Origin of the sequence: Dorea sp. ICN-14282, assembly GCF_037890115.1 — a bacterium.
Taxonomy (GTDB): Bacteria; Bacillota; Clostridia; order Lachnospirales; family Lachnospiraceae; genus Dorea_B; species Dorea_B phocaeensis.
Window position 1 is genome coordinate 997,334 of record NZ_JBBKBH010000001.1, and the last position, 24,889, is coordinate 1,022,222.

The 24,889-nt window shown below is 45.5% G+C and carries 24 protein-coding genes and 1 tRNA gene; 4 read left to right on the forward strand and 21 right to left on the reverse strand.

Annotated elements, in window-relative coordinates; genetic code table 11:
- Positions 1-8 precede the first annotated feature (8 nt).
- From glf to argS, 12 genes are all read right to left on the reverse strand, one after another.
- Positions 9-1,109 (reverse strand): UDP-galactopyranose mutase, encoded by a 1,101-nt coding sequence (glf, locus tag WKT00_RS04655; protein ID WP_173814457.1) that lies wholly within the window; start codon positions 1,107-1,109, stop codon positions 9-11.
- Between the two features lie 30 nt (positions 1,110-1,139).
- Positions 1,140-4,331 carry an SbcC/MukB-like Walker B domain-containing protein gene (locus WKT00_RS04660; protein WP_101695548.1) on the reverse strand — a complete coding sequence of 1,064 codons (3,192 nt, stop codon included), beginning with the start codon at positions 4,329-4,331 and terminating at the stop codon, positions 1,140-1,142.
- Positions 4,328-5,509: an exonuclease SbcCD subunit D gene (locus WKT00_RS04665; RefSeq protein WP_340261284.1), complete on the reverse strand. Its 1,182-nt coding sequence runs from the start codon at positions 5,507-5,509 to the stop codon at positions 4,328-4,330. The genes WKT00_RS04660 and WKT00_RS04665 overlap by 4 nt, the downstream gene beginning before the upstream one ends.
- 139 nt (positions 5,510-5,648) lie before the next feature.
- Positions 5,649-6,491 carry a DegV family protein gene (locus WKT00_RS04670; protein WP_242962675.1) on the reverse strand — a complete coding sequence of 281 codons (843 nt, stop codon included), beginning with the start codon at positions 6,489-6,491 and terminating at the stop codon, positions 5,649-5,651.
- A 156-nt stretch (positions 6,492-6,647) separates the two neighbouring features.
- Positions 6,648-7,211, reverse strand: a complete 564-nt coding sequence (locus WKT00_RS04675) for a TetR/AcrR family transcriptional regulator (protein WP_101695550.1) — start codon at positions 7,209-7,211, stop codon at positions 6,648-6,650.
- Positions 7,212-7,218: 7 nt separating this feature from the next.
- A complete protein-coding gene (locus WKT00_RS04680; protein WP_101695551.1) occupies positions 7,219-7,413 on the reverse strand; it encodes a heavy-metal-associated domain-containing protein in 195 nt (64 codons plus the stop codon).
- A 12-nt stretch (positions 7,414-7,425) separates the two neighbouring features.
- On the reverse strand, positions 7,426-7,758 hold the full coding sequence (locus WKT00_RS04685; protein ID WP_101695552.1) for a metal-sensing transcriptional repressor: 333 nt from the start codon (positions 7,756-7,758) through the stop codon (positions 7,426-7,428).
- Between the two features lie 56 nt (positions 7,759-7,814).
- On the reverse strand, positions 7,815-10,055 hold the full coding sequence (locus WKT00_RS04690) for a heavy metal translocating P-type ATPase (RefSeq protein ID WP_101695553.1): 2,241 nt from the start codon (positions 10,053-10,055) through the stop codon (positions 7,815-7,817).
- Between the two features lie 130 nt (positions 10,056-10,185).
- Positions 10,186-11,421 (reverse strand): serine hydroxymethyltransferase, encoded by a 1,236-nt coding sequence (glyA, locus tag WKT00_RS04695; RefSeq protein WP_101695554.1) that lies wholly within the window; start codon positions 11,419-11,421, stop codon positions 10,186-10,188.
- A 119-nt stretch (positions 11,422-11,540) separates the two neighbouring features.
- The gene (locus tag WKT00_RS04700; RefSeq protein WP_101695555.1) at positions 11,541-12,815 is read right to left on the reverse strand and encodes a S1C family serine protease; all 1,275 of its coding nucleotides are present in this window, start codon (positions 12,813-12,815) and stop codon (positions 11,541-11,543) included.
- Between the two features lie 152 nt (positions 12,816-12,967).
- Positions 12,968-14,122: an alanyl-tRNA editing protein gene (locus tag WKT00_RS04705; protein ID WP_101695556.1), complete on the reverse strand. Its 1,155-nt coding sequence runs from the start codon at positions 14,120-14,122 to the stop codon at positions 12,968-12,970.
- Between the two features lie 2 nt (positions 14,123-14,124).
- Positions 14,125-15,891 carry an arginine--tRNA ligase gene (gene argS, locus WKT00_RS04710; RefSeq protein WP_101695557.1) on the reverse strand — a complete coding sequence of 589 codons (1,767 nt, stop codon included), beginning with the start codon at positions 15,889-15,891 and terminating at the stop codon, positions 14,125-14,127.
- 187 nt (positions 15,892-16,078) lie between these two features.
- Here argS and WKT00_RS04715 point away from each other — a divergent pair, with 187 nt between their 5' ends.
- The 4 genes from WKT00_RS04715 to WKT00_RS04730 all read left to right on the forward strand — a co-directional run bounded on the left by WKT00_RS04715 (position 16,079) and on the right by WKT00_RS04730 (position 18,761).
- Positions 16,079-16,729, forward strand: a complete 651-nt coding sequence (locus tag WKT00_RS04715; protein WP_340261311.1) for a flavin reductase — start codon at positions 16,079-16,081, stop codon at positions 16,727-16,729.
- Between the two features lie 136 nt (positions 16,730-16,865).
- The gene (locus WKT00_RS04720) at positions 16,866-17,234 is read left to right on the forward strand and encodes a GntR family transcriptional regulator (RefSeq protein WP_101695559.1); all 369 of its coding nucleotides are present in this window, start codon (positions 16,866-16,868) and stop codon (positions 17,232-17,234) included.
- Between the two features lies 1 nt (position 17,235).
- Complete coding sequence (locus tag WKT00_RS04725) at positions 17,236-17,937, forward strand: ABC transporter ATP-binding protein (RefSeq protein ID WP_101695560.1); 702 nt, start codon at positions 17,236-17,238, stop codon at positions 17,935-17,937.
- Complete coding sequence (locus WKT00_RS04730) at positions 17,931-18,761, forward strand: hypothetical protein (RefSeq protein WP_340261316.1); 831 nt, start codon at positions 17,931-17,933, stop codon at positions 18,759-18,761. Before WKT00_RS04725 ends, WKT00_RS04730 begins: the two co-directional genes overlap by 7 nt.
- 101 nt (positions 18,762-18,862) lie before the next feature.
- Here WKT00_RS04730 and WKT00_RS04735 read toward each other — a convergent pair whose 3' ends face one another.
- The 9 genes from WKT00_RS04735 to WKT00_RS04775 all read right to left on the reverse strand — a co-directional run bounded on the left by WKT00_RS04735 (position 18,863) and on the right by WKT00_RS04775 (position 24,847).
- Positions 18,863-19,195 carry a branched-chain amino acid transporter permease gene (locus WKT00_RS04735; RefSeq protein ID WP_101695562.1) on the reverse strand — a complete coding sequence of 111 codons (333 nt, stop codon included), beginning with the start codon at positions 19,193-19,195 and terminating at the stop codon, positions 18,863-18,865.
- A complete protein-coding gene (locus tag WKT00_RS04740) occupies positions 19,186-19,896 on the reverse strand; it encodes an AzlC family ABC transporter permease (protein ID WP_101695563.1) in 711 nt (236 codons plus the stop codon). Before WKT00_RS04740 ends, WKT00_RS04735 begins: the two co-directional genes overlap by 10 nt.
- 102 nt (positions 19,897-19,998) lie before the next feature.
- Positions 19,999-20,628: a hypothetical protein gene (locus WKT00_RS04745; RefSeq protein ID WP_101695564.1), complete on the reverse strand. Its 630-nt coding sequence runs from the start codon at positions 20,626-20,628 to the stop codon at positions 19,999-20,001.
- A 39-nt stretch (positions 20,629-20,667) separates the two neighbouring features.
- Positions 20,668-20,739 (reverse strand) — tRNA-Arg (locus tag WKT00_RS04750).
- Between the two features lie 158 nt (positions 20,740-20,897).
- Positions 20,898-21,770 (reverse strand): DUF5688 family protein, encoded by an 873-nt coding sequence (locus WKT00_RS04755; protein ID WP_101695565.1) that lies wholly within the window; start codon positions 21,768-21,770, stop codon positions 20,898-20,900.
- A gap of 169 nt (positions 21,771-21,939) precedes the next feature.
- On the reverse strand, positions 21,940-22,503 hold the full coding sequence (efp, locus tag WKT00_RS04760; RefSeq protein ID WP_101695566.1) for an elongation factor P: 564 nt from the start codon (positions 22,501-22,503) through the stop codon (positions 21,940-21,942).
- Positions 22,504-22,599: 96 nt separating this feature from the next.
- On the reverse strand, positions 22,600-23,100 hold the full coding sequence (locus tag WKT00_RS04765; protein WP_101695567.1) for a YqeG family HAD IIIA-type phosphatase: 501 nt from the start codon (positions 23,098-23,100) through the stop codon (positions 22,600-22,602).
- Positions 23,101-23,104: 4 nt separating this feature from the next.
- Positions 23,105-23,887, reverse strand: coding sequence for a shikimate kinase (locus WKT00_RS04770; protein ID WP_101695568.1), 783 nt, complete (start codon positions 23,885-23,887; stop codon positions 23,105-23,107).
- 54 nt (positions 23,888-23,941) lie between these two features.
- The gene (locus WKT00_RS04775) at positions 23,942-24,847 is read right to left on the reverse strand and encodes a LysR family transcriptional regulator (RefSeq protein ID WP_173814466.1); all 906 of its coding nucleotides are present in this window, start codon (positions 24,845-24,847) and stop codon (positions 23,942-23,944) included.
- Positions 24,848-24,889: the final 42 nt, after the last annotated feature.

A 24,889-nucleotide genomic window follows, 5' to 3' on the forward strand; every position in this document is an offset into this window, starting at 1 on the left:
ATTAGAAATCAGGAAAACTCCTTTCTGGCACTTTCCAGCGCTTCCGCAATCACCTGGTGCATATCATAATAACGATACATTCCCAGACGCCCGCCAAAAATCACCCGATCTTCCTGATCTGCAAGTGCTTTATATTTCTCATATAAGCGATTATTCCTCTCGTCATTGATCGGATAATAAGGTTCCTCTTTCCCCGTCCAGTCCGCCGGATACTCTCTGGTGATCACCGTCTTTGGCTGTGTTCCAAATTCAAAATGCTTATGCTCAATGATCCGCGTATAGGGAACCTCATACTCCGTATAATTCACCACTGCATTTCCCTGATAGTTAGGGGTATCCATCACTTCTGTCTCAAAGCGAAGACTTCTATAGTCCAACTTCCCATAACACTCTCCGTAATATGCATCAATCATTCCGGTAAATACCACCCGGTCTGCCAGTCTGTCAAGCTCTTCTCTCGCCTGAAAATAATCCGTATTCAACCGGATCTCCACTCCGTCTAGCATCCGTTCCACCATCCGGGTATATCCCCCCACCGGGATTCCCTGATAGCTGTCATTAAAATAATTATTATCATAGGTGTATCGAACCGGAAGCCTCCGAATAATAAAGCTTGGAAGTTCCTTCGCCCGTTTCCCCCACTGCTTCTCTGTATATCCCCGAATCAACTTTTCATAAATATCTTTTCCCACCAGTGAAAGAGCCTGCTCCTCCAGGTTCTTAGGCTCGCACACGGCTGCTTCCCGGATCTGACTCTTAAGCTTCTCTTTGGCTTCCTCAGGGGTCTTAACCCCCCACATCTGATAAAAAGTATTCATGTTAAATGGAAGGTTATAAACCTCATCCTTGTATCTTGCCACCGGACTGTTGGTGTAGCGGTTAAACACTGCAAACTGCTGCACATATTCCCAGATCTTCCGGTCGGAGGTATGGAAAATGTGCGCGCCATATCGGTGCACCTGAATTCCTTCTACCTCTTCTGTATACACATTTCCGCCAAGGTGGCTTCGTTTATCGATCACAAGAACTGTTTTTCCCGCCTGTTTTGCCTGTTGGGCGAACACCGCTCCAAACAGCCCTGCACCAACGATCAGATAATCATATTTCATAATCGTTTCCTTTCTACTACTCTATTCATTCTACACTTCTTCCCAGTGAACCAAACTTCCCTGATCCGACCTGGTTACAACTAACTTACAGTCAATCTGCTCCTTCAATTCATTGACATGAGAAATAATCCCCACCAATCGATTTCCACCGGCAAGGTTGTTTAACACGCGAATGGCTTGTTCTCTTGCCTGATCATCCAGCGATCCAAAGCCTTCGTCCACGAACATGGTTTCCAAATGAATAGCTCCCGCCGTCCGCTGTACAATATCCGCCAATCCAAGTGCCATAGACAAGGACGCCATAAAGGACTCGCCTCCTGACAGGGTCTTGACATCTCTGGTCGTGTCACTTGCCACATGGTAGATATCCAGATCAAGTCCCGTCTGTCCTCTGCCGCTAAGATCCTCCACACTTCTGCACCGCAGCAGGAATTCGCCGCCGTTCATCTCTGTCAGACGCCGATTGGCTGCATGAATAATCTGCCGAAAATGCTGCCGCTGTACATAAGTCTCCAGATCCAGCTTCACACTGCCGCTTAAAGTACCATTTGCCGTCCGGCTCAGATTACCGATTACGGCATACTGTTTTTCAAGCTGCCCCTGCTTCTGCGACGCCTCCATCAGATAGGTCAAGACTTCCTGATTCTTCGCATTCATTCCATGGAGTTTCATCTGATGCTCTCGTACCGTTTCAAGATTTTGAGCCGTCTCAGATATACGCACCTCCAGGGCATTTAAATCCATAGGAGCCCGCCCGGCAAGCTCAGCGGTGAGTGTCTGCTCCATCCCGGAAGCTTCATGAACCCTTGCCCGATAGGCCTTTATCTTTTCTTCTAATTCTCCTTGTTTTGCTTCTGAGAGAAGCGCTTTCTGGTATGCTTCCTCCGTCGCAAATCCCTGACTGGCAAGACTTAAGACATAAGCTCTCTTCTCTTCCTCCCACTCAGCAGACCACTTCTTTATCATCCGATCCGCCTCCTGTATCCGACCTTCCAGCTCCTGTACCAAAGACGCTTTTTTCTGCTCCTGTTCCTCCGCTTCCTGCATTCGACGCCTGGCATCTGCTTTTTCAGTCTTCAATTCCTGAAGACGCCGGGCTGCCTCCTGCTTCGCCGCATAAGGAAGGGCTTCTCTTCCCGCCTGCAGCGTTCCCTCTAAGATCTGTACCTTACGTTCTGCTTCCCGGTAAGGCTCTTCTTCCTCCAAAAGATGCTGTTCCAGTTTTTGAATTCTCTCAGAAAGCTCCTGTTCCGCCATTTTTGCTTTCTCATACTGCCTTTGCTGTTCTTCTGCCTGTCCAATTTCCAGCTGACACTTCTTCAGTCTCTGTTCACATCCATCCACTGCTAGAAAAACTGCCTGCCCGATCCGTTCCCAGCTATTTTCTGCCGTGCGTTTTTCTTCCTCCCAGACAATTCCAAGCTTCCCGCACTCCTTCGCAAACGCCTCCCACCTTGCCCGGTAATCCGCCGCTTTCGTCCGAAACGCCTCTTCCGACTGGTCTCTTAACTGTTCCAGTTCATCCCTCCTCTTCCGTGCCTGATTTACTTCTTCCTGCGAAAGGGTATCTCCTTCCATCTGACACGGGTTCGGATGCACTTTGGATCCACAGACAGGGCAAGCCTCTCCTTCCACCAATTGCCTTGCAAGAATTCCTGCCTGCGCTTTCAAAAAATTCTGCGCAAAAAACTCATACCGCTCATGCGCACTTAAGTATGCCTGACGGTCATGTACCGCCTTCTCCTGAACCTTACGAATCTCTCCTTCCTGACGCTCCAATTGGCTCTTTCTTTCTGTCAGCTCTGCCAGCTTTCGTTCCTCTTCTTCCAGCGTTTTCTTCTGTGTCTTTAGACTGAAAAGCCGTTCCTTACTGCCTGCACAAAGATCCATCTTCTCCCGGCATTCCTGCTGCACTTTTCTGTCCCTTTGTACCTCTTCTTTCCATCCTCGCTGTCGATTCCAAAGCGTTTCTTTCTGGCTTTTCCTCTTCTTAAGCTCCGCTTCCAGTTCTTCGATATGGCTATATCGCTCCATCGCATCCATAAGTTTCGGTCCGTTAGCTATCCATCTTTCTTCCGCCTCTTCCCGGAAAATGCGAGCCTGTTCTTTTTGAAGCATCCGCTCCTTAAGAAGCCGCCGTTCTTCTTCTAACTGCTCTTTTGTCTTCCGAATCAGCTGTTCTTGTTCCTTCACTCTTTTCTCTGTCTGCCGATACAAAAGTTCTTGCCTTTGAACCGGCTCCGCCTGTTTTCCAAGCAATAACCGCTTCTCTATTTTTTGAACCGCTTCTCTTTCTTCTTCCAACGCCTGCTGTTTTTCTCTTACCTTGTTCAGAGAATCCCAAAGCTTCTGAATCGACTCTGCCTCCTTTTTGGTTCCATTCAATGTATACAACTGCTCCTGCAGGCTTTTTTGCTCTTCCTCTTTCTTCAGCTCCCACTGTCTGCCGCGCTGAATCATCCACTCTAAGTTCTCCAGCACCTCTTCATAGGGAAGCACCTCCAACTCTCGTAATTCCTCCCACCGCTTTCGCTTTTCTTCCTCTTCTTCCAATAATTCAAGATACTCCACACGGTTTAGCTGTGCGCCCGCACTTTTTAAGTTGTTCTCCAGTCTGCTGTAAAGCTCCGATGCCGAACGCTTCAGATTCTCCTGCACATCCGCATACAGGCGGGTCTGAAAAATTCTGGAAAAAATAGCTTTTCGTTCTTTTGATTCCGCATGCAGAAGCTTCAGGAAATCTCCCTGGGCAATCATGGCAATCTGTGTAAACTGATCCACATCCATTCCCATAATCTCTGCAATTTTGGCATCTGTCTCCCGCTTCTTTCCCTGATAAACACTGCCGTCCGGAAGCATCAGCTCTACCCCTGGCGCCTCCTTTACATAACGCAAGGATCCGTCTTTACCGCGCCGTTTTCCCAGGCGTAAATATTCCGGATTCCTGCGTATGGTATAGCATTTTCCGCTGCTGGAAAAGGTATATTTCACGTATGTGTCCGTCTCCTTTTGTGCATATTGGCTTCGCATCATATTACCATCCCGCCGTCCGCCACTGGTCTGATCATAAAGCGCATAGGTAATGGCATCAAAGATCGTCGTCTTTCCGGCGCCAGTATCTCCTGTCACTAAAAAGAGACCTTGCTTCACCTGTGTAAAATCAATTTCCACTTTCCCGGCATAAGATCCAAATGCCGACATTTCAAGCCTTACCGGTCTCATCTTCCACTCTCCTTCGTCTCATCTTCTCCTGATGCCAGGTCATAGATCCCCTTCATAATCTCCCATTCCTCTTCGTTCATTGGACGTCCCTGCATCTCCTGATAAAAATCAGCAAACACCGACAACGGATCTGTCTGAATGGGAAGCTCTTCCTCCTCGGACAACTGGTTTCTAGTCCGGGTATTATCGATCTTCACTTCCAAAATCCGCTCATATGCCTGCCGCAGCTGTTCCTTTGGCTGATAAGGTTCCTGTTCATCGGTTAATGTGATACTGATATAGTCCCCTCGTTCTTCCTCTTTTGCTTCTCTTAAAATTTCCTCCAGCGTCCCGCGCTTCTTCTTCACATCCCGGAGGGGATGAAGGGGAAGATACTCCACCTGCGGAAGCGTTCCCTTCTCTCCCAAAGTCACAACGGTGATACTCTTTTGGTGTTCCGCCTCACTGACCGAATACTTCAACAAGGTTCCACAGTAACGAATCCTTTCGTTACCTACATTTTGCGGACTGTGAAGATGTCCAAGAGCCACATAGTCAAACTGCTCCACCACACGAGTATCCACATTGTCAAGGCCCCCTACCGTAACCGTTTCGGAGTCACAGCCTTCCGGGGATGCTCCTGCACCCGTGTAAAATTGATGGGAAACCAATACATTTCTTCGATTCTGATCATAAATCTTCTCTCTCTTTAGCATTCTTTCTACTGCCTCTTTGTAAGATTCCGGGGGATTCTCCAAAAACAGCTGCCGCACATAAGACGGTTTCAAAAATGGAAGCAGATAGACATCCACCTCTCCATATGAGTCCGAAAATGTAACCTTTTTCAACATTTCTTCTTCTCTTTTCGGAAGCGTCCCCGCCACATGAATCTGATAACGGCTTAAAATTCCAGACGCATAGTCAAGACGCTGCGCAGAATCGTGGTTTCCGCTGATCAAAAGTACCGGGATCACCGGACGAAGTTCTGACAGCTGAGTTAAAAATGCATCAAAGACTGCTACCGCCTCTGCAGAAGGCACAGGCTTATCATAAATGTCCCCGGCAATCAGAATGGCGTCCGGACGCTCTTTTTCCGCGTATGAGACCACCTCACGCAGAATTGCTTCTTGATCCTCTTTTAAATTGTAATGATGAAGCTGCTTGCCGATATGCAAATCAGACAAATGAAAAAATTTCATAATACTATACAGATCCTTCCTTCGTCAGTCCATGTTACATGATGTCTGACACCATCTTACACTATTTCGTTCCTGTCTATCAAGCAGAAAAAGACCATGGAGTTTCGGAAAATCCTTTCTCCATGGTCTTTGCTATTTCTTATTTTCTTACAAATGCAAGCGCCAGACAGTTCTTTCCCACATGGGTCCCGATAACCCCGCCTACGGCTACCATCTTACACTCTTTTAGATGATACCTCTCCTGCGTCTCTTTTCGGAACATCTCTCCATTCTCTTTATCATACGTATATCCGGTATAAACCGGCCAATCCGTATCGATCTCGCAGGCATCATACTCTTTCCACAGGAACTCCTTCGCCTTACGCGCTCCCCGTGCGATTCCAATCTTCACCAGCTCACCGTCTTTTAGCTCAATCACCGGCTTAATCTTCAGGGCATTTCCAATCACATCAAAGGTTGGCGGAATCCGTCCTCCTTTTCTTAAATTGGTCAGTGTATCCAATACTCCACAGACTACCAGCCGATCTTTCACCGATTCGATATCTGCCGCAATCTCTGCTGCAGACATTCCTTTCTTTCGTAAGGAAACTGCATGCTCCACCAGCATCCTCTGTGTAATAATCGCCTGTCTGGTATCCACCACCCATACGTTCTCATAACCACAAATATCTTTTGCAAGACGTGCTGCATTTACCGTACCGCTTAAACCGCCGGACAACGCAAGCACCAAAACATCTTCCTGTGCTTCCTTCGCTTTTTCATACTCTTCTATATACAGCTCTGGCGACGGCTGTCCAGTTGTTGGCAGTTCCTTCTCTTCTTCCATCCTCTGGAAAAATTCCGAGAAATCTTCCTCTGTATCCATCGGCATCTCATCGTCTCCAAACCGGATTGACAACGGAACTCTGATAACTCCAAGTTCCTCTGCCTGTACCGTCGTCATATCTGACGCTGTGTCTGTAATAATTCTGATTTTCCCCATACCGCTACCTCTTTTTGTTCTTTGTTATTTCTTCTTAAGATCTGCCTCTCCCTCATCTCTATTTCATCTATTTTAAATCAGGTTGTAATCAGATTGAAATCAACAAACATATAATATATGGGTATTTTTATGCATTTATTGTATAATTGTCTATTTTTATTTTCTTATCAGAATATAGCGGTAAAAAGCAGCTAACTTCTTTCGGCATTCCTCATCATCGTACTTCTCATCCAACAGAATGCTTCCCACAGTAATCATCCCTCCGGCATGATATTTTGCCAGCCATTCCAGCGGAACATCTTCTTCTATCTCTCGTCTTAACTCTTTTAGAAGCTTCTGATAATACCTCTCCATAATCTCACTCATCTGGCTGACCATCATTTCTCTGTAACGTGTTCGGTAAAGATTGCGAAGCGCTTTCCGGTACCGCAGATAGAAGTCCGTAATAAAGTCAAAGTAGATATCTCCATCTGCAGCCGACTCCGCCTGGTACATCAATGCTTCTGTAATTTCCTTTGTAATGTATGCCACCACATCGAAAATACTGCTGAAATGTTTATAAAACGTACTCCTGTGAATTTCTGCCTGATCACAAAGTTCCTGTACGGTAATCTTATCCAGCGGTTTGTATTCCAGCATCTCTACCAGCGCTGCCCCGATCTTCTTTCTCGTCTTTCGTGCCTTCTGATAGACCTTCGGGCACCCGTCATTTCTCTCCATCTTCCGCCTAGCCGATTTCTGGTGTAAACCCAAGATCATCCAGTGCTTCCAACGCCGTTTTAACGCAGGTTTCACAGCCGTCAATTGTAACCGTTTTCTGTTCCAGGCTCACCTGAAAATTCAATCCTTCTTCCTGTAAAAGATTCTGAATTCTTTCCACACATTTCTCACAATGCATATCAGGTACTTTAATTACTGTCATTTTCATTTCCTCCTATTTCATTAATTTTTGAATCGTGTCACACAGTTCCTCTACTGCCTGAAGATTTCCTTCTTTGATATCATCCACAACACAGGTATGAATATGATTGGCAAGAAGTTTTTTATTAAATGCATTAAGCGCCGCCTGTACTGCCGTCACCTGCGTTAAGATATCCACACAGTAACGTTCTTCTTCCACCATCTTCTTCACCCCGCGAACCTGACCCTCAATCCGGTTCAGACGATTGATCAGATCCTTATACTCTTTGCCGTCCCGATGTTTGATCCTGTCAGTACAACACCCCTTTGTGCCTGCTTCATCGGCATGACATTTCTGCTCTTCCATCAAGAGACCTCCTTCTTTCCCGGCATTTTCCTATCCTGAAAACCAAAATCATTTCTCTATAGCTTAAGCTTCCGAAGCCGAAGTGCATTGCCAACTACCGTCACAGAGCTAAGAGACATAGCAAGCCCCGCAAAGATTGGATTTAGAAGTGTTCCGTTTATCGCATACAATGCGCCTGCTGCCAATGGAATCCCAAGGCTGTTATAGAAAAATGCCCAGAATAAATTTTGTTTGATATTCCGTATGGTCGCATGGCTTAATGCAATCGCTTTATAAACATCATTCAGATCGGATTTCATCAGTACCAGATCTCCGGAATCAATTGCAATATCACTGCCGCTTCCAATGGCAGCTCCCACATCTGCCTGAACCAATGCCGGGGCATCATTGATGCCATCGCCTACCATCATAACCCTTCGACCTTCCTTTTGCAAGCATTCCACAACAGATGCCTTATCCTTTGGAAGGACTTCCGAAATCACTTTATCTACTCCCACCTGGCCTCCAATATATTCTGCTGTCAGACGGTTATCTCCTGTGAGCATATATACCTGAATCCCAAGATCTCGGATCTTCTGAACTGCTTCTTTGCTTGTATCTTTAATCGGATCTGCCACACTAATGATTCCCAGTATCTTCTGCTCTTCCGCCAGATACATCGGCGTCTGTCCTTTCCCGGCAATCGCTTTGGCTTCTTCTTCGTATTCGCCAAGCACAATCCCCATTTCCTCAAGCAGACGTCGATTGCCGATATCATACTGCTTCCCGGCAATCTTCGCCCGAATTCCTTTTCCGGTCAGGCTCTGGAAATCTTCAACTTTATAAAGTTCCATTCCCTTTTCTTTTGCTGCTTCCACAATGGCCTGTCCCAGCGGATGCTCCGACACTTGTTCACAGGATGCTGCAATTTGAAGCATTTCATCCACATCCATTATATGGGAAATCCGCTCCATCACCGCTGGTTTTCCTGTCGTAATCGTCCCCGTCTTATCCAGCACAACCGCATCCACTTTATGGGCAATTTCCAGCGCTTCCCCACTCTTAATCAGAATTCCGTTGCCTGCACCCAGTCCGGTTCCTACCATAATCGCTGTCGGTGTAGCAAGCCCTAGGGCACAAGGACACGCAATCACCAATACCGATACAAAAATCGTCAATACAAAGGCCAAATCATGTCCCAAAAGCGCCCATATAATTGCTGCCGCTACGGCAATGCACATCACCGCCGGCACAAAGTACCCCGCCACCGTATCTGCCAATTTGGAGATTGGCGCTTTCTTCCCTTGCGCGTCCTCCATCATCTTTACGATCTTTGCAAGAGTTGTATCAGAACCTACATGACTCACCTGAACTGTAACCGCTCCCTGATAATTGACACTTCCTCCAATCACCTGTGCTCCAGGCTCTTTTTCCACCGGAATACTCTCACCTGTCAGCATAGACTCATCTACACTGGTGTGCCCTTCCACAACGACACCGTCTAAAGGTACCTTGCTACCCGGTTTCACCAGCAGCCAATCTCCGATTTTGACGCTTCCAACCGGCACCTCTCTTTGTTCTCCGTCAACCAAAAGAACTGCCGTGTCCGGCGCCAGTTCCATCAGCTTTCTAATCGCCTCAGAAGTCTTGTTTTTACTGCGTCCCTCTAGATATTTTCCCACCATAACCAGAGTTACCACAATGGCAGCCGACTCATAATAGAGCTGATGTACATGATCTGGATGATTCGGAATTCCAACGGTCATAACCAAACTGTAGATCAGTGCACTTCCCGTTCCCACTGCCACCAGAGAATCCATATTGGGATGTCCCTTCAGCAGACTCTTAAACCCTACCAGATAGAACTTTCTTCCATTGATCAGAATCACCAGCGTCAACACCATCTGGGCCAATGCAAAATGAAGCGGATTGTAGTGCATATCCAAAAACCTCGGCAGAGGCATCGGCCACGGGACCATATGCCCCATGGAAATATAGAGAAGTGGAATCGCCAGAATAACGTTGGCAATCATATGGTGCTTGGTTTTTTGCACCTCCTGATCTAACAGTTCCTGCTCCTCTTTTTGTTCCTGCTTCGTCTTATCCACATGGAGTTCCGCCCCGAATCCGGCTCGTTCCACCTTTTTGATAATCGCTTCGTCTGTTAGAATCTTTTCGTCAAAGGTAATCGTTAAAAGCCCGGTTGTCAGATTGACACTGCTCTGCGTCACACTTTCCAGCTTCCGCGTCACTCGTTCCACCGCACTGGAGCAGGCTGCACAACTCATACCCGATATCTGATATTGTCTTGTAACCATTCTTGTCCTCCTTCCACCAATATACCCCTTATGGGTATATAGTATCAATAGTTTTATCGCCTGTCAATACCACAAAAAAGATGACACCACATTTTGATGTCATCTTTTTCTTCTTCAAATAAAATAAATGCTATGAAAGCGGATACCTCGATGTCAAAGCTTCTACCATCTGCCTTACCTTTGGTACATTCTCTTCCCCTTGAATTGCAAGCGCAATTGCCTCTGCAATCTGATCCATGTCCGCTTCATTCATCCCCCTGGTCGTTACTGCCGGGGTTCCCAGACGCACGCCGCTGGTGACAAATGGAGATCTCGGATCATTTGGAATCGTATTCTTATTGCAGGTAATATGCGCTTCGTCCAGCCGCTTCTCCAGCTCTTTTCCCGTCACGGCTTCTCCGCTTAAATCTACCAGCATCAGATGGTTATCCGTTCCTCCGGAGACAATCTTTACTCCACGATTTAAAAGTCCCTTACACAGAGCCTGTGCATTATCTAGAATCTTCTGCTGATATTCCTTGAACTCTGGTTTTAACGCCTCTCCAAAGCAGACCGCTTTCGCCGCAATCACGTGCTCTAGAGGTCCACCTTGCGTTCCCGGGAAAATCGCTTTATCAAAATTAAATTTCTCCGCAGCCGCCTGATTCCACAAAATCATGCCTCCTCTTGGACCACGCAATGTCTTGTGCGTCGTGGTCGTTGTAACATCTGCATACGGAATCGGACTTGGATGAAGTCCAGCCGCCACCAGACCTGCAATATGCGCCATATCAACCATCAGGTAAGCGCCCACCTCATCGGCAATCTCCCTGAATTTTGAAAAGTCAATGGTTCTAGCATATGCGCTTGCTCCCGCAATAATCAGCTTAGGTTTCTCCTGAATCGCAATCTCCCTGACATGATCATAATCAATCACACCGGCCTCATTCACTCCATAGAACGAAGTACGGAAATACGTTCCGGACAAATTGACCGGAGATCCATGGGTCAAATGACCGCCATGATCCAGATTCATTCCCAATATCTTATCCCCCGGCTGAAGCATTGCGAAAAATGCAGCCATATTTGCCTGTGCTCCAGAATGCGGCTGAACATTGACGTAATCACAGCCAAACAGCTTTTTTGCCCGCTCTCTTGCCAGATCTTCCACCACATCTACACACTGACATCCACCGTAATATCGTTTTCCCGGGTATCCTTCCGCATACTTGTTCGTCAGTGGGCTTCCCATAGCAGCCATAACCGCATGACTTACCCAGTTCTCAGACGCAATCAGCTCAATATGGGAATTCTGCCGCTTCACCTCCGCCTCAATCGCTTCTGCAATCTGAGGATCTTCTTTCATCAATTCTTCAAATGAAAACATTCTTACCACCTCCGTTAATCTTCCATAAATCCAAAAACAGACCTTCTGGGTACTGCATATCTGACGGCATCCCCGGATGGTCTGTTTTTCATGGTTCCCTCTTAACTTGTATTATAGCACTACTTAGCTCTGCTTCCAAGTGTGACTTCTACCTGACTTTCCTCATATTCACCCTCTTTGGTCGGAGTCTGAACTGTCAGTGTCACCGTTTCTCCCTTTTCATAGTACTGTAGCTGTTCCTGAAGTGCAGTCATTCCATCCACAGAAGAACCGTTAATTCCAGTAATCACCATTCCCTTGGTCAATCCTGCTTCATCAGCCCCTCCATTCTTCTGAACCTCTGAAATATAAACACCTGTCGGCATATTGTACATTTTCGCACTGTCTGGCGTCACATCTACACCGGAAATTCCGATGTATCCTCGATCTTTTTCGGCTACTTTCGTCTTTGTCTCCTGGTTCATCAGATTGTTGATAATATCTCCTGCGTCAGAAATCGGGATCGCATATCCCATTCCCTCTACCGCATCTGTTGCCACTTTAGCGGTATTGATTCCGATCACTTCTCCTTTGGCATTTAAAAGCGCTCCGCCGCTGTTTCCCGGATTAATGGCTGCATCCGTCTGAATCAACTTTCCGTCAATCCCATCCAGTGTCCGGTTAGTTGCAGAAATGATTCCCGTTGTCACAGACTGTCCATATCCCAGTGCATTGCCGATTGCAATGGCCGGTTCTCCTACCTGAAGCTGACTGGAGTCCCCCAGCGTCGCTACCGCGATCTCATCCATAGTTGCCTTGCTGATATGATCAAGTGATACAGCAACCACTGCCAGATCCCGGTTTGCATCCGTTCCTTTAATATTGGCCTCCACACTTTTTTCATCAATAAAAGAAACCGTCAGCGTATCATTTCCTTCCACCACATGATTGTTCGTCGCAATCAAAAGCTCCTTATCATTCTGTCCGATAATAATTCCAGATCCAGCACTTTCACTTTGCTGCTCCTGCACGCCTCCAAAGAAGTTCTGCACCTGCTGCACACTCATATTGGTAATGGACACAACGGACGGCATTACATTTTTCGTAATCTCCGCCACATCTGATGTCACCGTGCTGTCGGAAGATTTAGTCAGCTGTGCTTCGTTCACCGTTGCCGTTGCTTTTGCCGTCTGATTCCTTCCTGTCAGATCCCCAAGGAAATGATCTCCAAGTATATTTCCCGCCTGGAACACAAAGCTTGCAACCACACCAAATACTACTGCAAGCCCCACCGTCTTCATCCATTTCGGCGTAGTTTTCTTAGGCTTCTTCGGAGGTGTATGTAAATTCTCTCCGCCTGGCTGCTCCCCATTTTGATTCTGTTGATATTCATAGTAGGTATATTGATTTTCCATATGAAAGACTCCTTTCTCTGCGTCTCCTTCTTTTTCTTCACTCTATGTATGGTAGTCTACCCTGAAAATGTGTTAAAAGTGTGATGAAATATTGTCTATTTCAAGAAATCACAGACACAAAGTCTCTCCTTAAATCTTTTCCTAAATTTCTCTTAAATTCCTTTTTCCAGTTCTATCCGTATCTTCTCTTGTGTTCCCAAAAGGGAGCCCTGCACCATCTCTGGCTTTCCTCCGCCTCTTCCGGAAAACACTTCATTCAGACGTCTGCACAGCGCGCGTACATCCTTCGTCTTACTTCCGATCACATATCGGTAACCGTCCACATCGTTTCCTGCAAATACAGCCGCCGCCTCCGCGCCTTTCTGAAGCAGAACGTTCATCAGTTCCCGCGGTGAGTTTCCCGTAAGCTCTGAATCAAATACGGCAGTAATTCCCTCTTCTACCGGAATCTCCTGCGCCTGATATGCCACTAATTTCTGGCTCAGCTGTGACACTTTCCCTTTCCACTGTGTCTGCTCTTCTTTCAGCTTCTTCGTTCCTTCTGCCACCTCGTACTCCTTGACGCACAAAAGAGAGGAAATCTTCTTAATATTCTCATCTTTACGGTCGTAGTCCCGAAGTGCTCTGGCGCCGCAGAGCATCGTAATCCGCTCTCCGCCCTTATAATGAATCATCTGAACCAGCTTCACCATTCCGATCTCTCCGGTAGTATTTACGTGAGGCGCACAGCACGCACATACATCATATCCCGGCACCGTAATAATTCGTACCTGACCTTCAATCTCAATCTTGCTGCGATAATGAAGTGTCTCCAGTTCTTCTTTCGACGGGTAGGACGTCTCCACCGGAATGTTCTGCCACACTGCACAGTTAGCCTCCCACTCAATCTCTTTTAATGCTTCCCTTGAGATCGGACCGTCAAAATCCATGGTACAGTAATCGCTTCCTAGATGGAATCCCACATTATGATATCCAAATCTTTCATGTACCAGACCGGATACAATATGTTCTCCTGTATGCTGCTGCATTTTCTCGAACCGCTCTTCCCAGTCAATTCTTGCTGTCACCTTTGTTCCTACCGGAACAGCCGCCTCTGCCGTATGCCAAATCACGCCCTCCTTCTCATGGGCATCCGTGACTCTCACCTCTCCGATCCAGCCGGTATCTGCATACTGGCCGCCGCCTTCCGGGAAGAACACCGTCCGGTCAAGAGCAATCAAATACTGTGTTCCTTTGGGTTCACAGGCTAAAACCTCCGCCTCACAGGAAACCTTATGACTATCCTGATAAAATACTTTTTCCGTCATTCCTACATCCTCTCCGGAGCTTCAAATCCCAACATATCAATACAGGATTCCAGAATCTTACGTGTCAGCACCAGCAGCGCAATATAACTCTTCTTTCTGTTTTCATCCTCTTCTGACAAAATCTTCGTCTCATGATAAAAACGATTGAATGCATTTGCCAAATCATAGATGTATGCACAAATTTTATGCGGCGCCAGCTCTGCATATGCATTTTCAATCACTTCGTTATATTTTGCCGCCTCCAGCATTAACGCCTTCTCGCTGTCTCCTGCGGCCTCTCTGATCACAAGACCGTCCGTCTTCTGACCTTCTGCCATATATTTATTTAAGATAGACTTGATCCGCACGATCGTATACAGAATATACGGACCTGTATTTCCCTCAAAGGAGGTGAAACGATCCACGTCAAAGATATAATCCTTAGACGCCTGGTTGGAAAGATCTCCGTACTTGATCGCAGACATTCCCACAATCTTCGCCGTCTGCTGCGCTTCTGATTCCTCTACTGTACGGTTTTCAGAAATTTTCTTCTTCATCTCTTCCACAATCTCTGCGATCAGATTCTCCAGACGCATCACGCCGCCCTCTCTGGTCTTAAACGGCTTTCCATCCTTTCCGTTCATCGTTCCAAAGCCCAAAAACTTAAGCTCTGTATCCTCCGGCACAATCTTCGTCTTCTTCGCCGCACGGAATACCTGAACAAAATGAAGTTCCTGTCTTTTGTCTACCACATAGATCACCTGATCCGGATGATAATCTCCTACTCGCTGTACCAGAGTCGCCAAATCGGTAGTTCCATAGAGGGAAGCTCCGTCAGACTTCTGAATCATGCACGGCGGAATCTCTTTCGTGTCCGTCTCCTCCTGCACATCAATCACAAGCGCACCGTCATCCACATGCGCATACCCCTCTTTTTTCAGACGCTCAATCATATCCGGAATGTAGGCCTGCGCATCTGCTTCTCCCTTCCACAGATCGAATTCCACATTCAAATTCTGATAATTCTTCTTTAAGTCGGCTACAGAAACATTCATAATGTGATTCCAAATTGCCGTATATCCGCGATGACCATTCTGCAGCAGATAGGTAGCATGAAGTGCTTCCTCACGGTAAGCTTCATCCTCCTTGGCCTTACCGCTGGCAGTTGGATAAATTTCCTCTAATTCTCCAATGGTAAATGGAGCCTCCTTTGGATATTCTCCTTCAAACGTTTCGTCATAATAAGGCAGTTCTGGTTTGCGCTTTCCAAGTTCGGTAATGATCAGTCCCATCTGATATCCCCAGTCTCCCAAATGAATATCTCCCAGAACAGTATGTCCCATTTTTCTGGCAATTCTCTTAATACTCTCTCCAATAATTGCAGAACGCAAATGACCAACATGAAGCGGCTTTGCCACATTTGGTCCGCCATAATCAACAACGATCATCTTCGGATCTTCTGTTTTGGTTACTCCAAGTTCTCCATCTGCCCCCATCTGATTCAAATAGTCGGCTGCAAATGTTTTCTTCACCCGAATGTTGATAAATCCAGGATTGACAGCCGTCACCTCGTCCAAACGCTCTGAGTTCTGAAGCTTCTCCACCACATCATTCGCGATCATAATCGGAGCCTTCTTATAAACCTTTGCCCCTGCCATTGCTCCATTACACTGATACTCACACAAATCAGGACGATTCGATAAGGTCACCTTTGCATAAGCCGGATCATATCCCGCTTCTTCAAAGGCATTTCTTAACTCCTCTGTAATGAAATCTATTATTTTTTTCATCTTTTATATCCTCCTTGCACTCCAGTTCCTTACTTTAAGTTCAGAATCCTTAATTAAGTATTTTACCATAATGCCTTGTACGCAACAACCTAATATTCAAACTCTCCTTGCAATTTTTTCCGGTTCATGGTACCGTGACGATAAAGGCTTTTGAAAAATTTACGAAAATAAAGTAAGGAGGGCTCCTATGAACACAAAAGTTTTTCACAATTTATCCTACGGCGTCTACATTATCTCTTCCCTCGACGGGGAACGCCCTACCGGCTGCACAGCCAACAGTGTGATGCAGATCACTTCCTCTCCGGCAACTCTTGCGCTTAGCATGAACCACGACAACTTTACCAATTCCTGCATTGAAAAAACCGGGAAATTTGCCATTTCCATTCTGTCTGAGACGTCAGATCCTTCTCTGATTGGACAATTCGGTTTCCAGTCCGGAAGAGACGTAAATAAATTTGAGAACATTCTTTTTGAGACGAAAGAAGGACTTCCTGTCCTTACAGACTCCTGCGGCTATATCATCTGTAAAGTCATCGACAAAATGGAAACCTCTACACACACGGTATTCTTAGGAGAAGTCATAGACGGAGATATCCAAAGTGCCTCTCCTTCCATGACCTACGCTTACTACCACAGGGTCATCAAAGGAAAGAGTCCGAAAAATGCACCGACCTATCTGCCGGAAGAAGAATCAGAAAATACTATCCCTTCTAAAACCTCCTGGGTGTGCAGCATCTGCGGCTACGTATACGATGAAGAGGCGCCTTTCGAAGAGCTTCCTGACAGTTATACCTGCCCAATCTGCAAACAGCCAAAATCCAAATTTGTGAAGCAATAAGTGCCTGACTTTTGCATCCACTGTATATTTTTTACAGTGGATGTTCTTTTTTTCTAATTCCTCTTGACAATCCCCCCCTCATGTTTTATTGTACTATATAAATAATACAAATTTAGTCAGGAAACGAGGTGATCGTATGCCATGGGATCTTGATAATGACCGCCCAATCTATCTTCAACTGATGGAGCGGATCCAGCAGGATATCGTAGCTGGCGTCTACCAGGCCGGTGATAAACTTCCATCCGTCAGAGACCTTGCAATGGAAGCTGCTGTAAATCCCAACACGATGCAAAAAGCGCTCTCTGAGCTGGAGCGAAACGGCCTTCTTCATTCACAGCGAACCAGCGGGCGTTATATTACGGAGGACAAAGAAATGCTGAAACAGCTAAAAAGTGATCTCGCAGCCAGTCACATACGGGAATTTATTGAAAAGATGAAACAGCTGGGCTTCCCTGAAGAAGAGACCTTAGAACTGATCCAAAATGCAATAAAGGGGGAACACTAACATGAAGCCGATTTTAGAGTGTCAGGGGCTTTCCAAACGCTATTCTTCCAGTTTTTATGCCCTGAATAATCTGAACCTTGCATTGGAAAAAGGACAGATTGTCGGTCTTCTTGGACCAAACGGAAGCGGAAAGACAACTCTGATTAAACTGATTAACGACTGCCTCCACCCAACCCAGGGAACCATCCTGATCGATGGCATGGAGCCAGGCGTAGCAACCAAAAAACTGATTTCCTATCTGCCCGAGCGCACTTGTCTGGATCTCTCTATGAAGGTAAAGGATGTCATTGCATACTATGCAGATTTCTATGAAAACTTTGTAACAGAACGGGCATACCAGATGCTTCAGGATTTGGAAATCAATCCCAATGCGAGGCTGAAATCCTTATCCAAAGGAACCAAAGAAAAGGTTCAGCTCATCCTGATTATGAGCCGAGATGCAAAACTTTATATCTTAGACGAACCAATCGGCGGAGTTGATCCGGCAGCACGCGACTACATCCTTCATACCATTTTGAATAATTATAATGAAGAAGCAACTATCCTGCTGTCCACCCACCTGATTCAGGATATTGAGAATATTCTGGACCGAGTCGTATTCATCCGTCAGGGGCAGGTCGTTCTCAACCAGACTGTGGATGAAATCCGTACCCAGCATGGTAAATCTGTAGATAGTTTATTCCGGGAGGTGTTCAGATGTTAGGCAAATTATTGAAATACGACATGAAATCATTGAACCGATTCCTGATTGTGCTGCACACATTTCTGCTGTTATCAGCACTTGGAATCCGCATCTTCCTGACCGGAAGAATCTTTGCAGACAATACAGCAGAAGGAACTATTTTGGGACTCTCTTTTCTGCTTTACATTCTGGTTATTACAGCTGCAAACTTTGGAACCTTTATCGTCATTGCTGTTCGTTTCTACAAAAACCTGTATTCGGACGAAGGATATTTAACCCATACCCTTCCGGCAACAAAAGGTGCACACCTGTTGTCCAAGACGATTTCTGGAACCATCTGGGGCACACTCGATATGATTCTGATGGGGCTGTCCATCTATATCGTAGTGGCTACGCCATTTGTCATGGATGTCTATCATGCACATAGAGCCGAGATTCTCACAGAATTTGGATTTATCGGACGCTATGCCGATTTAACATTTCCGAAGATTCTGTTGTTTCTTCTTATATTTAGCATCATATGCGCCTTCAGCAGCTGTATTACCATCTATGCTTCTGTTGTACTGGGACAGTTATTTAGCGGGCATCGGATACTGGGAGCTGTTGTATCCTATTTTGCGATCTCGACCATCGTATCTATTTTAAGCTTTATCAGTCTGGCAGTGCTCGGCCTGTCCACTTCTAAAGATCTCATTTACATGAGATCGGCCGCAGGGGAACCTTTCAACTTTGTAGCTTACATGGCTGGCGTACTAGGTCTTTCTACACTGCTTGCACTGATCGTCGGAATCATTCTATATATTCTGACCTATGTTCTGATGAACAAAAAAATTGACCTTGCTTAAAACGATATCCGCATATTCTCAACATCTAAAAATACCGTCTGCCGAGGTAAACCAAACTGGTAAACCATACCGGCCGACGGTATTTTTCTTTTTCTTCTTTTTCAAAAAATGGTCTGCACCAACACCATATACAGCACCGTTCCCACTCCGATACTAAGGAGATTATTCCGCTTCCATACATGAAGCCCTGCCGTAACCACCACAGCAATCAGCTCCGGAAGCCCATGGGAGCCAGAAAGCACGGGTGTCTCCTTTAGGCAATAGACCACCAGCATTCCGATCACCGCAGGTGTCAGTACTTTTCCCAGATACTGAACTACCGGCGGAATTTCTTTCCCTCGTGGGAAAACCAGAAATGGAATCACGCGAGTTCCAAAAGTTGCAAGGGCAACCAGCAGAATAATGAAAAACGATATTCCTGCACTTAACGGCATAACTCTCCCTCCATTCCTGTCTCTAATTTCTTTCTTCCAAGAAGCAATACCAAGGTAATTAAAATCATAGACGGCAGCACAAATCCATCTACTCCGAAAATTTGCAGGCATACAAACGCTGCAGCCACTCCAAGAAGTTCTGGAATCCGATTCTTTTCCTCCATCCACTGTTCCACAAAAATAACGACGAACAGCGCAGTCATCGCAAATTCAATTCCTTCCGAATTAAACGGAATAAGTGCCCCTGCAATCCCACCGATGGCAGAACCTATAATCCAGTAGGACTGATTCATAAGTGAGATCGCGAACAAAAACTTTTCTTCCTCTACTCCTTTTGGAACCTTCGTTGTACATAGCAAGGAATACGTCTCATCTGTCAGCCCAAAGATCATATACCAACGCTTTTTTCCCATCTGATGGAACCGCTCCAACAGAGAAATCCCATAAAAAATATGTCGGATATTCACCATCAGTGTCATAGCAATCACATTTAGAAAAGAAACTCCCGGCACAAAAAAATTCACTGCCAAATACTGCCCTGACCCTGCATAAACCATCAGGCTCATCAGCATTGCCCACAAAAATGAATATCCTTTTTCCGCAAACATAACTCCAAATGCAATTCCAATAAATAAATATCCGGTCAATACCGGAATGGTATAAGGGAACGCCTTTCGAAAGGCCTGTTTATACCCTGCCATCCTTCTCTCCTCCTTTACTTTATTACGTTACCCAGCTAAGTTGCCAGGCTAAAAAAGAACAGACCTCATATACAAGGTCTGTTTTTTCCGGGAAACCGCTACCTAGCTTCCAGTTGAATCTTCATAAGCATTTTTCAAATCCACAAGAGCTTCCTGTAGCAGCGCATCCGACTGCACCGCCGCATGATAAGCACTTTGTGTATCGGCAAAGAGCTGCTGCACATCCGTGTGCTGTGCAAGTTCCTCAATACAGGTTCTAATCTCTGCTTCCTTTACCTCTGTGCCGACCCGGTAACTGCCGTCTTTTTTCTTGTCCACATACAGTGTACCAAGTCCCGGAACCTTTGTATATATATCTTTAATCTTCATATCGTATCTCACAAACACGACATACGTATCCTTGTATCTTCCAAGCTTGATATGGCTTTCTATTCCTTCATAAGCCTCCACAAACTTGCTTTCTCCGGCTGCTTTTTCAAAATATTCTTCTACTGCGCCGGAAACCTCCGGATATTTTCCCATGGAAAGGGGATTCTCCTCCATCGTCTGATATCCCAGATTCTCCACCTTCATCTGTTGAGAATTCGTCTTCTGTACCTTTTTCGTCTCTTCTTTGGTCAGAGCTTGTCTGCCCATCTCCGCCGTCAGTACCAAAAGCAGCGCTATCACGACCACTTTTATAAACAGATACTTCTTTACGGGAGATATGCAGTCCTTACGTTCTCCTTCCATAAAGACTCCCTTCTGCAACGAAAAAAAGTTAAAAAAGTACACACCCGGGCGGATTCGAACCGCCGCTCCCGCCTCCGGAGGGCGGTGCTCTATCCCCTGAGCTACGGGTGCATAATCAATAACAATATGAAATTACCTTTGTTATACTAACACATTTTTCTCATAAAGTAAAGGAAATGATTTCGACATTTTTTCACATTTCATCATTTCCCTTACTTTTTATACCATCATACCTGAAAAATACTCAAAACGGATTCTATAAGGACTCTCTAAATCCGCAGCAGCTTATACTCCCGATCATAATAATAAACACGATCCGATAGAATTTCCTCTTCCTCCAGCTGCGTATCATTCACTTCCCGAACAAGCGCTGTTAAATCCCTTTTTGAAACCGACTTACTCTCCGGCAGAATAATCACTTCATGCACACTGCTTGGGAGTACATAATAATTCTCTCCCAGCTTTTCCCCGATTCTTTCCAGGCAGCCCTCGTATAAAAGGCAAGCTGCTCCGAAATTCCGATACCGATTCGTCAGTACATAGAAGATATCCTCCCCTCTTGGAATCTCCATCCCCCATCCGCCTGCCATCTCACTTAATGGCTGACAATCTTCCGGCAGAATTCTCCTGGTGTTCCAAGTAGCCCGTGCAAAAATCTCAGCTTCCTTCACGTTCCACATCTTCAAATGCTCATCGCTGATCAGCATAGATGCCGTTCCATAAAAACTGACTTCTAACAGAACCTGATAAATCACTGCCAAATCTAAAAAATTCTGATGCGGCACTCCCTCCAAAAGCTCCCGGTTCGCCTGTCGGTTAATCAAACGATAAACTATCTTTTCTTTTACTTTTGCATACTCTTCAACTAAACTCCCATCCCAGGAATGACGAAAACGAATCCTTTGATACAGACTCAGAATTTCCTCTGTGATCTCCTCTACACTGTCCCCATCACAAAACTGCTGATAATACTCCTCTAGATAGATGGTCGGGGAAATATTGATCCCCTTCTCCATAATGGTAAGACCATACTTCTTAATCCCATTATTTTTCACCGCCGTATACAACTGTACGGTAATGTTCTCCTTCACTCCTTCCTTTACTTTTCCCTCTACTGCACGGATAAACTGGTAATATGTCATAATACTCCTTTCCCCAAAGCAGCATCGTGGAAAATATGTCCTTGTTACACTTCTGAAAATAGCGGCAGAAACTGCCATTGAATCAATTGATATGAACAATGAATTATGGTATTTCAATTATAAAAAAGCCCTGCAGAAATTGCAAGGCCTTTTTCTTAAAATTAGCATCCTATACTCTGGATAAATACTCTCCTGTACGAGTATCGATCTTGATCATCTCATCCTGCTCAACGAACAGAGGAACTGCTACCTGAGCGCCAGTCTCTACGATTGCCGGCTTTGTTGCTCCCTGAGCGGTATTGCCCTTAAATCCAGGCTCTGTTTCTGTAACGAGAAGCTCTACAGTAAGCGGTGGCTCAATCGCAAATGGTTTCTCCTGATACAAGCTTACGCTGACTTCCTGATTCTCTTTTACAAACTTCAGGGAATCGCCCACATCTTCCTTGCTGACAGCGATCTGATCAAAAGTCTCGTTGTCCATGAAGTAGAACAGATCTCCATCGTTGTAAAGATACTGCATCTTCTTTCTCTCAATAAACGCTTCCTGGAAAGACTCTGTCGGACGGAAGGTTGTCTCTACCACACCACCGTTGATGATATCTTTTAATTTCACGCGGACAAAAGCTGCTCCTTTTCCCGGTTTTACATGCATGAATTCCATAACCTGGCATACTTTGCCATCAATCTCAAGCGTCATGCCATTTCTAAATTCACCTGCTGATTTTGTTGCCATTCTATTATCCTCCTTAATCATGCCCCACAGGACACTTCTACGTTTACGTTCGCTTTTATCATTTTATAATAAATTATGCCTTTTTTCAACCCTTTTTTACTGTTTCAGGCTTCTCTTATAAAAGTATAGCACAATTTTTTCCAGATACCGTTTCAGTACAATCTGGATCTCTTCCTTAGGATGAATCGGCTTTACCAGAATATTGGCAATTCCGGTTCGTTTTGCTCCCCATACATCCGTGAACAGCTGATCTCCGATAAACAATGTATTCTTCTGGTTTGTTCCCATCATTTCCATTGCTTTCTTATAATTCTTTGTAGACGGCTTATGGGCATTGTACACATAATCCACCTGAATGTCCTGATTGAACATTTTCACTCTCGGTTCTTGATTGTTGGAAATCAAGCAACAGTGAAATCCCAGACTCTTAAGCTTTGCAAACAGCTTCTTTGCACGCTCGTCCGCCGGAGCGCCATGGGGCACCAAAGTGTTGTCGATATCAAAAATCACCCCTCGGTATCCTTTCTTATATAACTCTTCAAAATCAATCACATATGTAGATGCTACATATTTATCAGGAAAAAACTTATCAAACATCTCTCTACTCTTCCATCTCTATAATCCGCTGCACCAGTTCCTCACATATCTGCAGCACCGTCTTGTTATCTGTATTGATGACAATATCTGCGGCAGCTTCGTATTTCTCCCTGCGCTGCTCCATCAGTTCAGAAATGCCTTTTACATTCTTGCGCCCATTCAAAACCGGTCTGTCATCACTGTCTTTCACTCGCTCGTAGATTGTCTGAGGACTCGCCGTCAGCAGAACAACTCGTCCGTTTTTCTTCATTTCTTCTACGTTTCGCTCGCGAAGGGCCGCTCCTCCGCCACAGGAGATCACCGTATTCTTGTTAGACTGCATTTCCACCAGAAGTCCGGTCTCCAGATCACGAAAATATTCTTCTCCGTAGGTTGCAAAAATATCCGGGATACTCATTTCTTCCCGTTCTGCAATCAACTGATCCATCTCAACCACCTTCATGGCAAACATGGTGCTTAAGTAATCGGAAATTGTCGTTTTTCCGGCTCCCATAAAACCAATCAGCACAATATTATAATCAAACAGCTTTCTCGCCTGGATTTTTTTACTGTTACGAAGGATTCTGCGGAACACATCGTAAATCTCTTCTTTATACTTGTTGTCTTCAAGCTTCTCTTCCAGTCTCATCTTCTGCTTGGCTTCCTGCTGCGGCTGGAGAATCGGCATACCATATTCTTCCTTATACGCCATAATCTTCTCTACAATCGCGTTTCTTTCCACCAGCGCATCGATAATCTTATCATCACACAATGCAAGCTGCTCCCTGTACATCTCTAGATCATTCATCCTTGTCTCTCCTGTCTGCCTTGTTATGTCAATTTACAATTACTGATTATTATATCAAGATTCCAGGTCCTCCGCAAGAATTTCATATCGCTCTTTCACATAATCAATGAAGGTTCTGGCAACCGGCGAAAGATACTTATCCTTCTGCGTTACCATGTAAACCAGCCTGCTAAACTGAAGATCCTTAAGCGTAAGACGCACCACCGGCATACTACGTATTGCCGGCACATCCGGCACAATCCCGACTCCCAGACCCTGCGCCACCATTCCGGCAAGCGCACTGTCTTCATCTACCATATAGCTGATCCGCGGTTTCTTCCTAGCCACCTTAAAAAGTCGATCCACCATAGATCTTAACCCGCTTCCCTTGTTGAAAAAGATCTGCGGATACTCTGCCAGTTCCGCAATCGTTACGGAATCCTTTTGAGCCAGAGGATGATCTAACGGAGTAATCGCTACCAAAGTTTCCTTCGATACCGGAAGAAAATCAAGATCTTTCTGCCCTTCCACCATAGAACAGAATACCAAATCGTATTTTTCTTCCCGAAGTCCCTTTATTACCTCCTGGGTCACGCCATTGTAAAAACCGAATTCCACCTCCATCTGTGGATAATCCTTCAAAAAATTCGCAACCAACCCCGGCACAAATTCTGCTCCTTGAGTATAAATATAACCGATATCAATCCTTCCCCCGCTCAGACTCGTCATGGCCTTCGTCTTCCGCACGCCAGTATCCAGAATAGCAAGAGCTTCTTCTGCATACTGCATAAACATTCTGCCATACTTAGTCAGTACAACATTGCGTCCCTGCCGTTCAAAAAGCCGGGTTCCCAACTCCTGCTCCAGTGATGAAATTGCATGACTTAAGCTTGGCTGTGTAATCGTCAGTTTTTCCGCCGCCCTGGTGTAATGTTCAATATGTGCAAGTGTTACAAAGTATTGCAGCTGATTCAGGTTCATGTTTCATCCTCCTTGTATATTTTTACCAAGTATACCACAATC

Coding starts and splice junctions, on each gene's coding strand:
- glf (WP_173814457.1), bottom strand. CDS start 1,109: ATGAAATATGATTATCTGATCGTTGGTGCAGGGCTGTTTGGAGCGGTG.
- WKT00_RS04660 (WP_101695548.1), bottom strand. CDS start 4,331: ATGAGACCGGTAAGGCTTGAAATGTCGGCATTTGGATCTTATGCCGGG.
- WKT00_RS04665 (WP_340261284.1), bottom strand. CDS start 5,509: ATGAAATTTTTTCATTTGTCTGATTTGCATATCGGCAAGCAGCTTCAT.
- WKT00_RS04670 (WP_242962675.1), bottom strand. CDS start 6,491: ATGGGGAAAATCAGAATTATTACAGACACAGCGTCAGATATGACGACG.
- WKT00_RS04675 (WP_101695550.1), bottom strand. CDS start 7,211: ATGGAGAGAAATGACGGGTGCCCGAAGGTCTATCAGAAGGCACGAAAG.
- WKT00_RS04680 (WP_101695551.1), bottom strand. CDS start 7,413: ATGACAGTAATTAAAGTACCTGATATGCATTGTGAGAAATGTGTGGAA.
- WKT00_RS04685 (WP_101695552.1), bottom strand. CDS start 7,758: ATGGAAGAGCAGAAATGTCATGCCGATGAAGCAGGCACAAAGGGGTGT.
- WKT00_RS04690 (WP_101695553.1), bottom strand. CDS start 10,055: ATGGTTACAAGACAATATCAGATATCGGGTATGAGTTGTGCAGCCTGC.
- glyA (WP_101695554.1), bottom strand. CDS start 11,421: ATGTTTTCATTTGAAGAATTGATGAAAGAAGATCCTCAGATTGCAGAA.
- WKT00_RS04700 (WP_101695555.1), bottom strand. CDS start 12,815: ATGGAAAATCAATATACCTACTATGAATATCAACAGAATCAAAATGGG.
- WKT00_RS04705 (WP_101695556.1), bottom strand. CDS start 14,122: ATGACGGAAAAAGTATTTTATCAGGATAGTCATAAGGTTTCCTGTGAG.
- argS (WP_101695557.1), bottom strand. CDS start 15,891: ATGAAAAAAATAATAGATTTCATTACAGAGGAGTTAAGAAATGCCTTT.
- WKT00_RS04715 (WP_340261311.1), top strand. CDS start 16,079: ATGAACACAAAAGTTTTTCACAATTTATCCTACGGCGTCTACATTATC.
- WKT00_RS04720 (WP_101695559.1), top strand. CDS start 16,866: ATGCCATGGGATCTTGATAATGACCGCCCAATCTATCTTCAACTGATG.
- WKT00_RS04725 (WP_101695560.1), top strand. CDS start 17,236: ATGAAGCCGATTTTAGAGTGTCAGGGGCTTTCCAAACGCTATTCTTCC.
- WKT00_RS04730 (WP_340261316.1), top strand. CDS start 17,931: ATGTTAGGCAAATTATTGAAATACGACATGAAATCATTGAACCGATTC.
- WKT00_RS04735 (WP_101695562.1), bottom strand. CDS start 19,195: ATGCCGTTAAGTGCAGGAATATCGTTTTTCATTATTCTGCTGGTTGCC.
- WKT00_RS04740 (WP_101695563.1), bottom strand. CDS start 19,896: ATGGCAGGGTATAAACAGGCCTTTCGAAAGGCGTTCCCTTATACCATT.
- WKT00_RS04745 (WP_101695564.1), bottom strand. CDS start 20,628: ATGGAAGGAGAACGTAAGGACTGCATATCTCCCGTAAAGAAGTATCTG.
- WKT00_RS04755 (WP_101695565.1), bottom strand. CDS start 21,770: ATGACATATTACCAGTTTATCCGTGCAGTAGAGGGAAAAGTAAAGGAA.
- efp (WP_101695566.1), bottom strand. CDS start 22,503: ATGGCAACAAAATCAGCAGGTGAATTTAGAAATGGCATGACGCTTGAG.
- WKT00_RS04765 (WP_101695567.1), bottom strand. CDS start 23,100: ATGTTTGATAAGTTTTTTCCTGATAAATATGTAGCATCTACATATGTG.
- WKT00_RS04770 (WP_101695568.1), bottom strand. CDS start 23,887: ATGAATGATCTAGAGATGTACAGGGAGCAGCTTGCATTGTGTGATGAT.
- WKT00_RS04775 (WP_173814466.1), bottom strand. CDS start 24,847: ATGAACCTGAATCAGCTGCAATACTTTGTAACACTTGCACATATTGAA.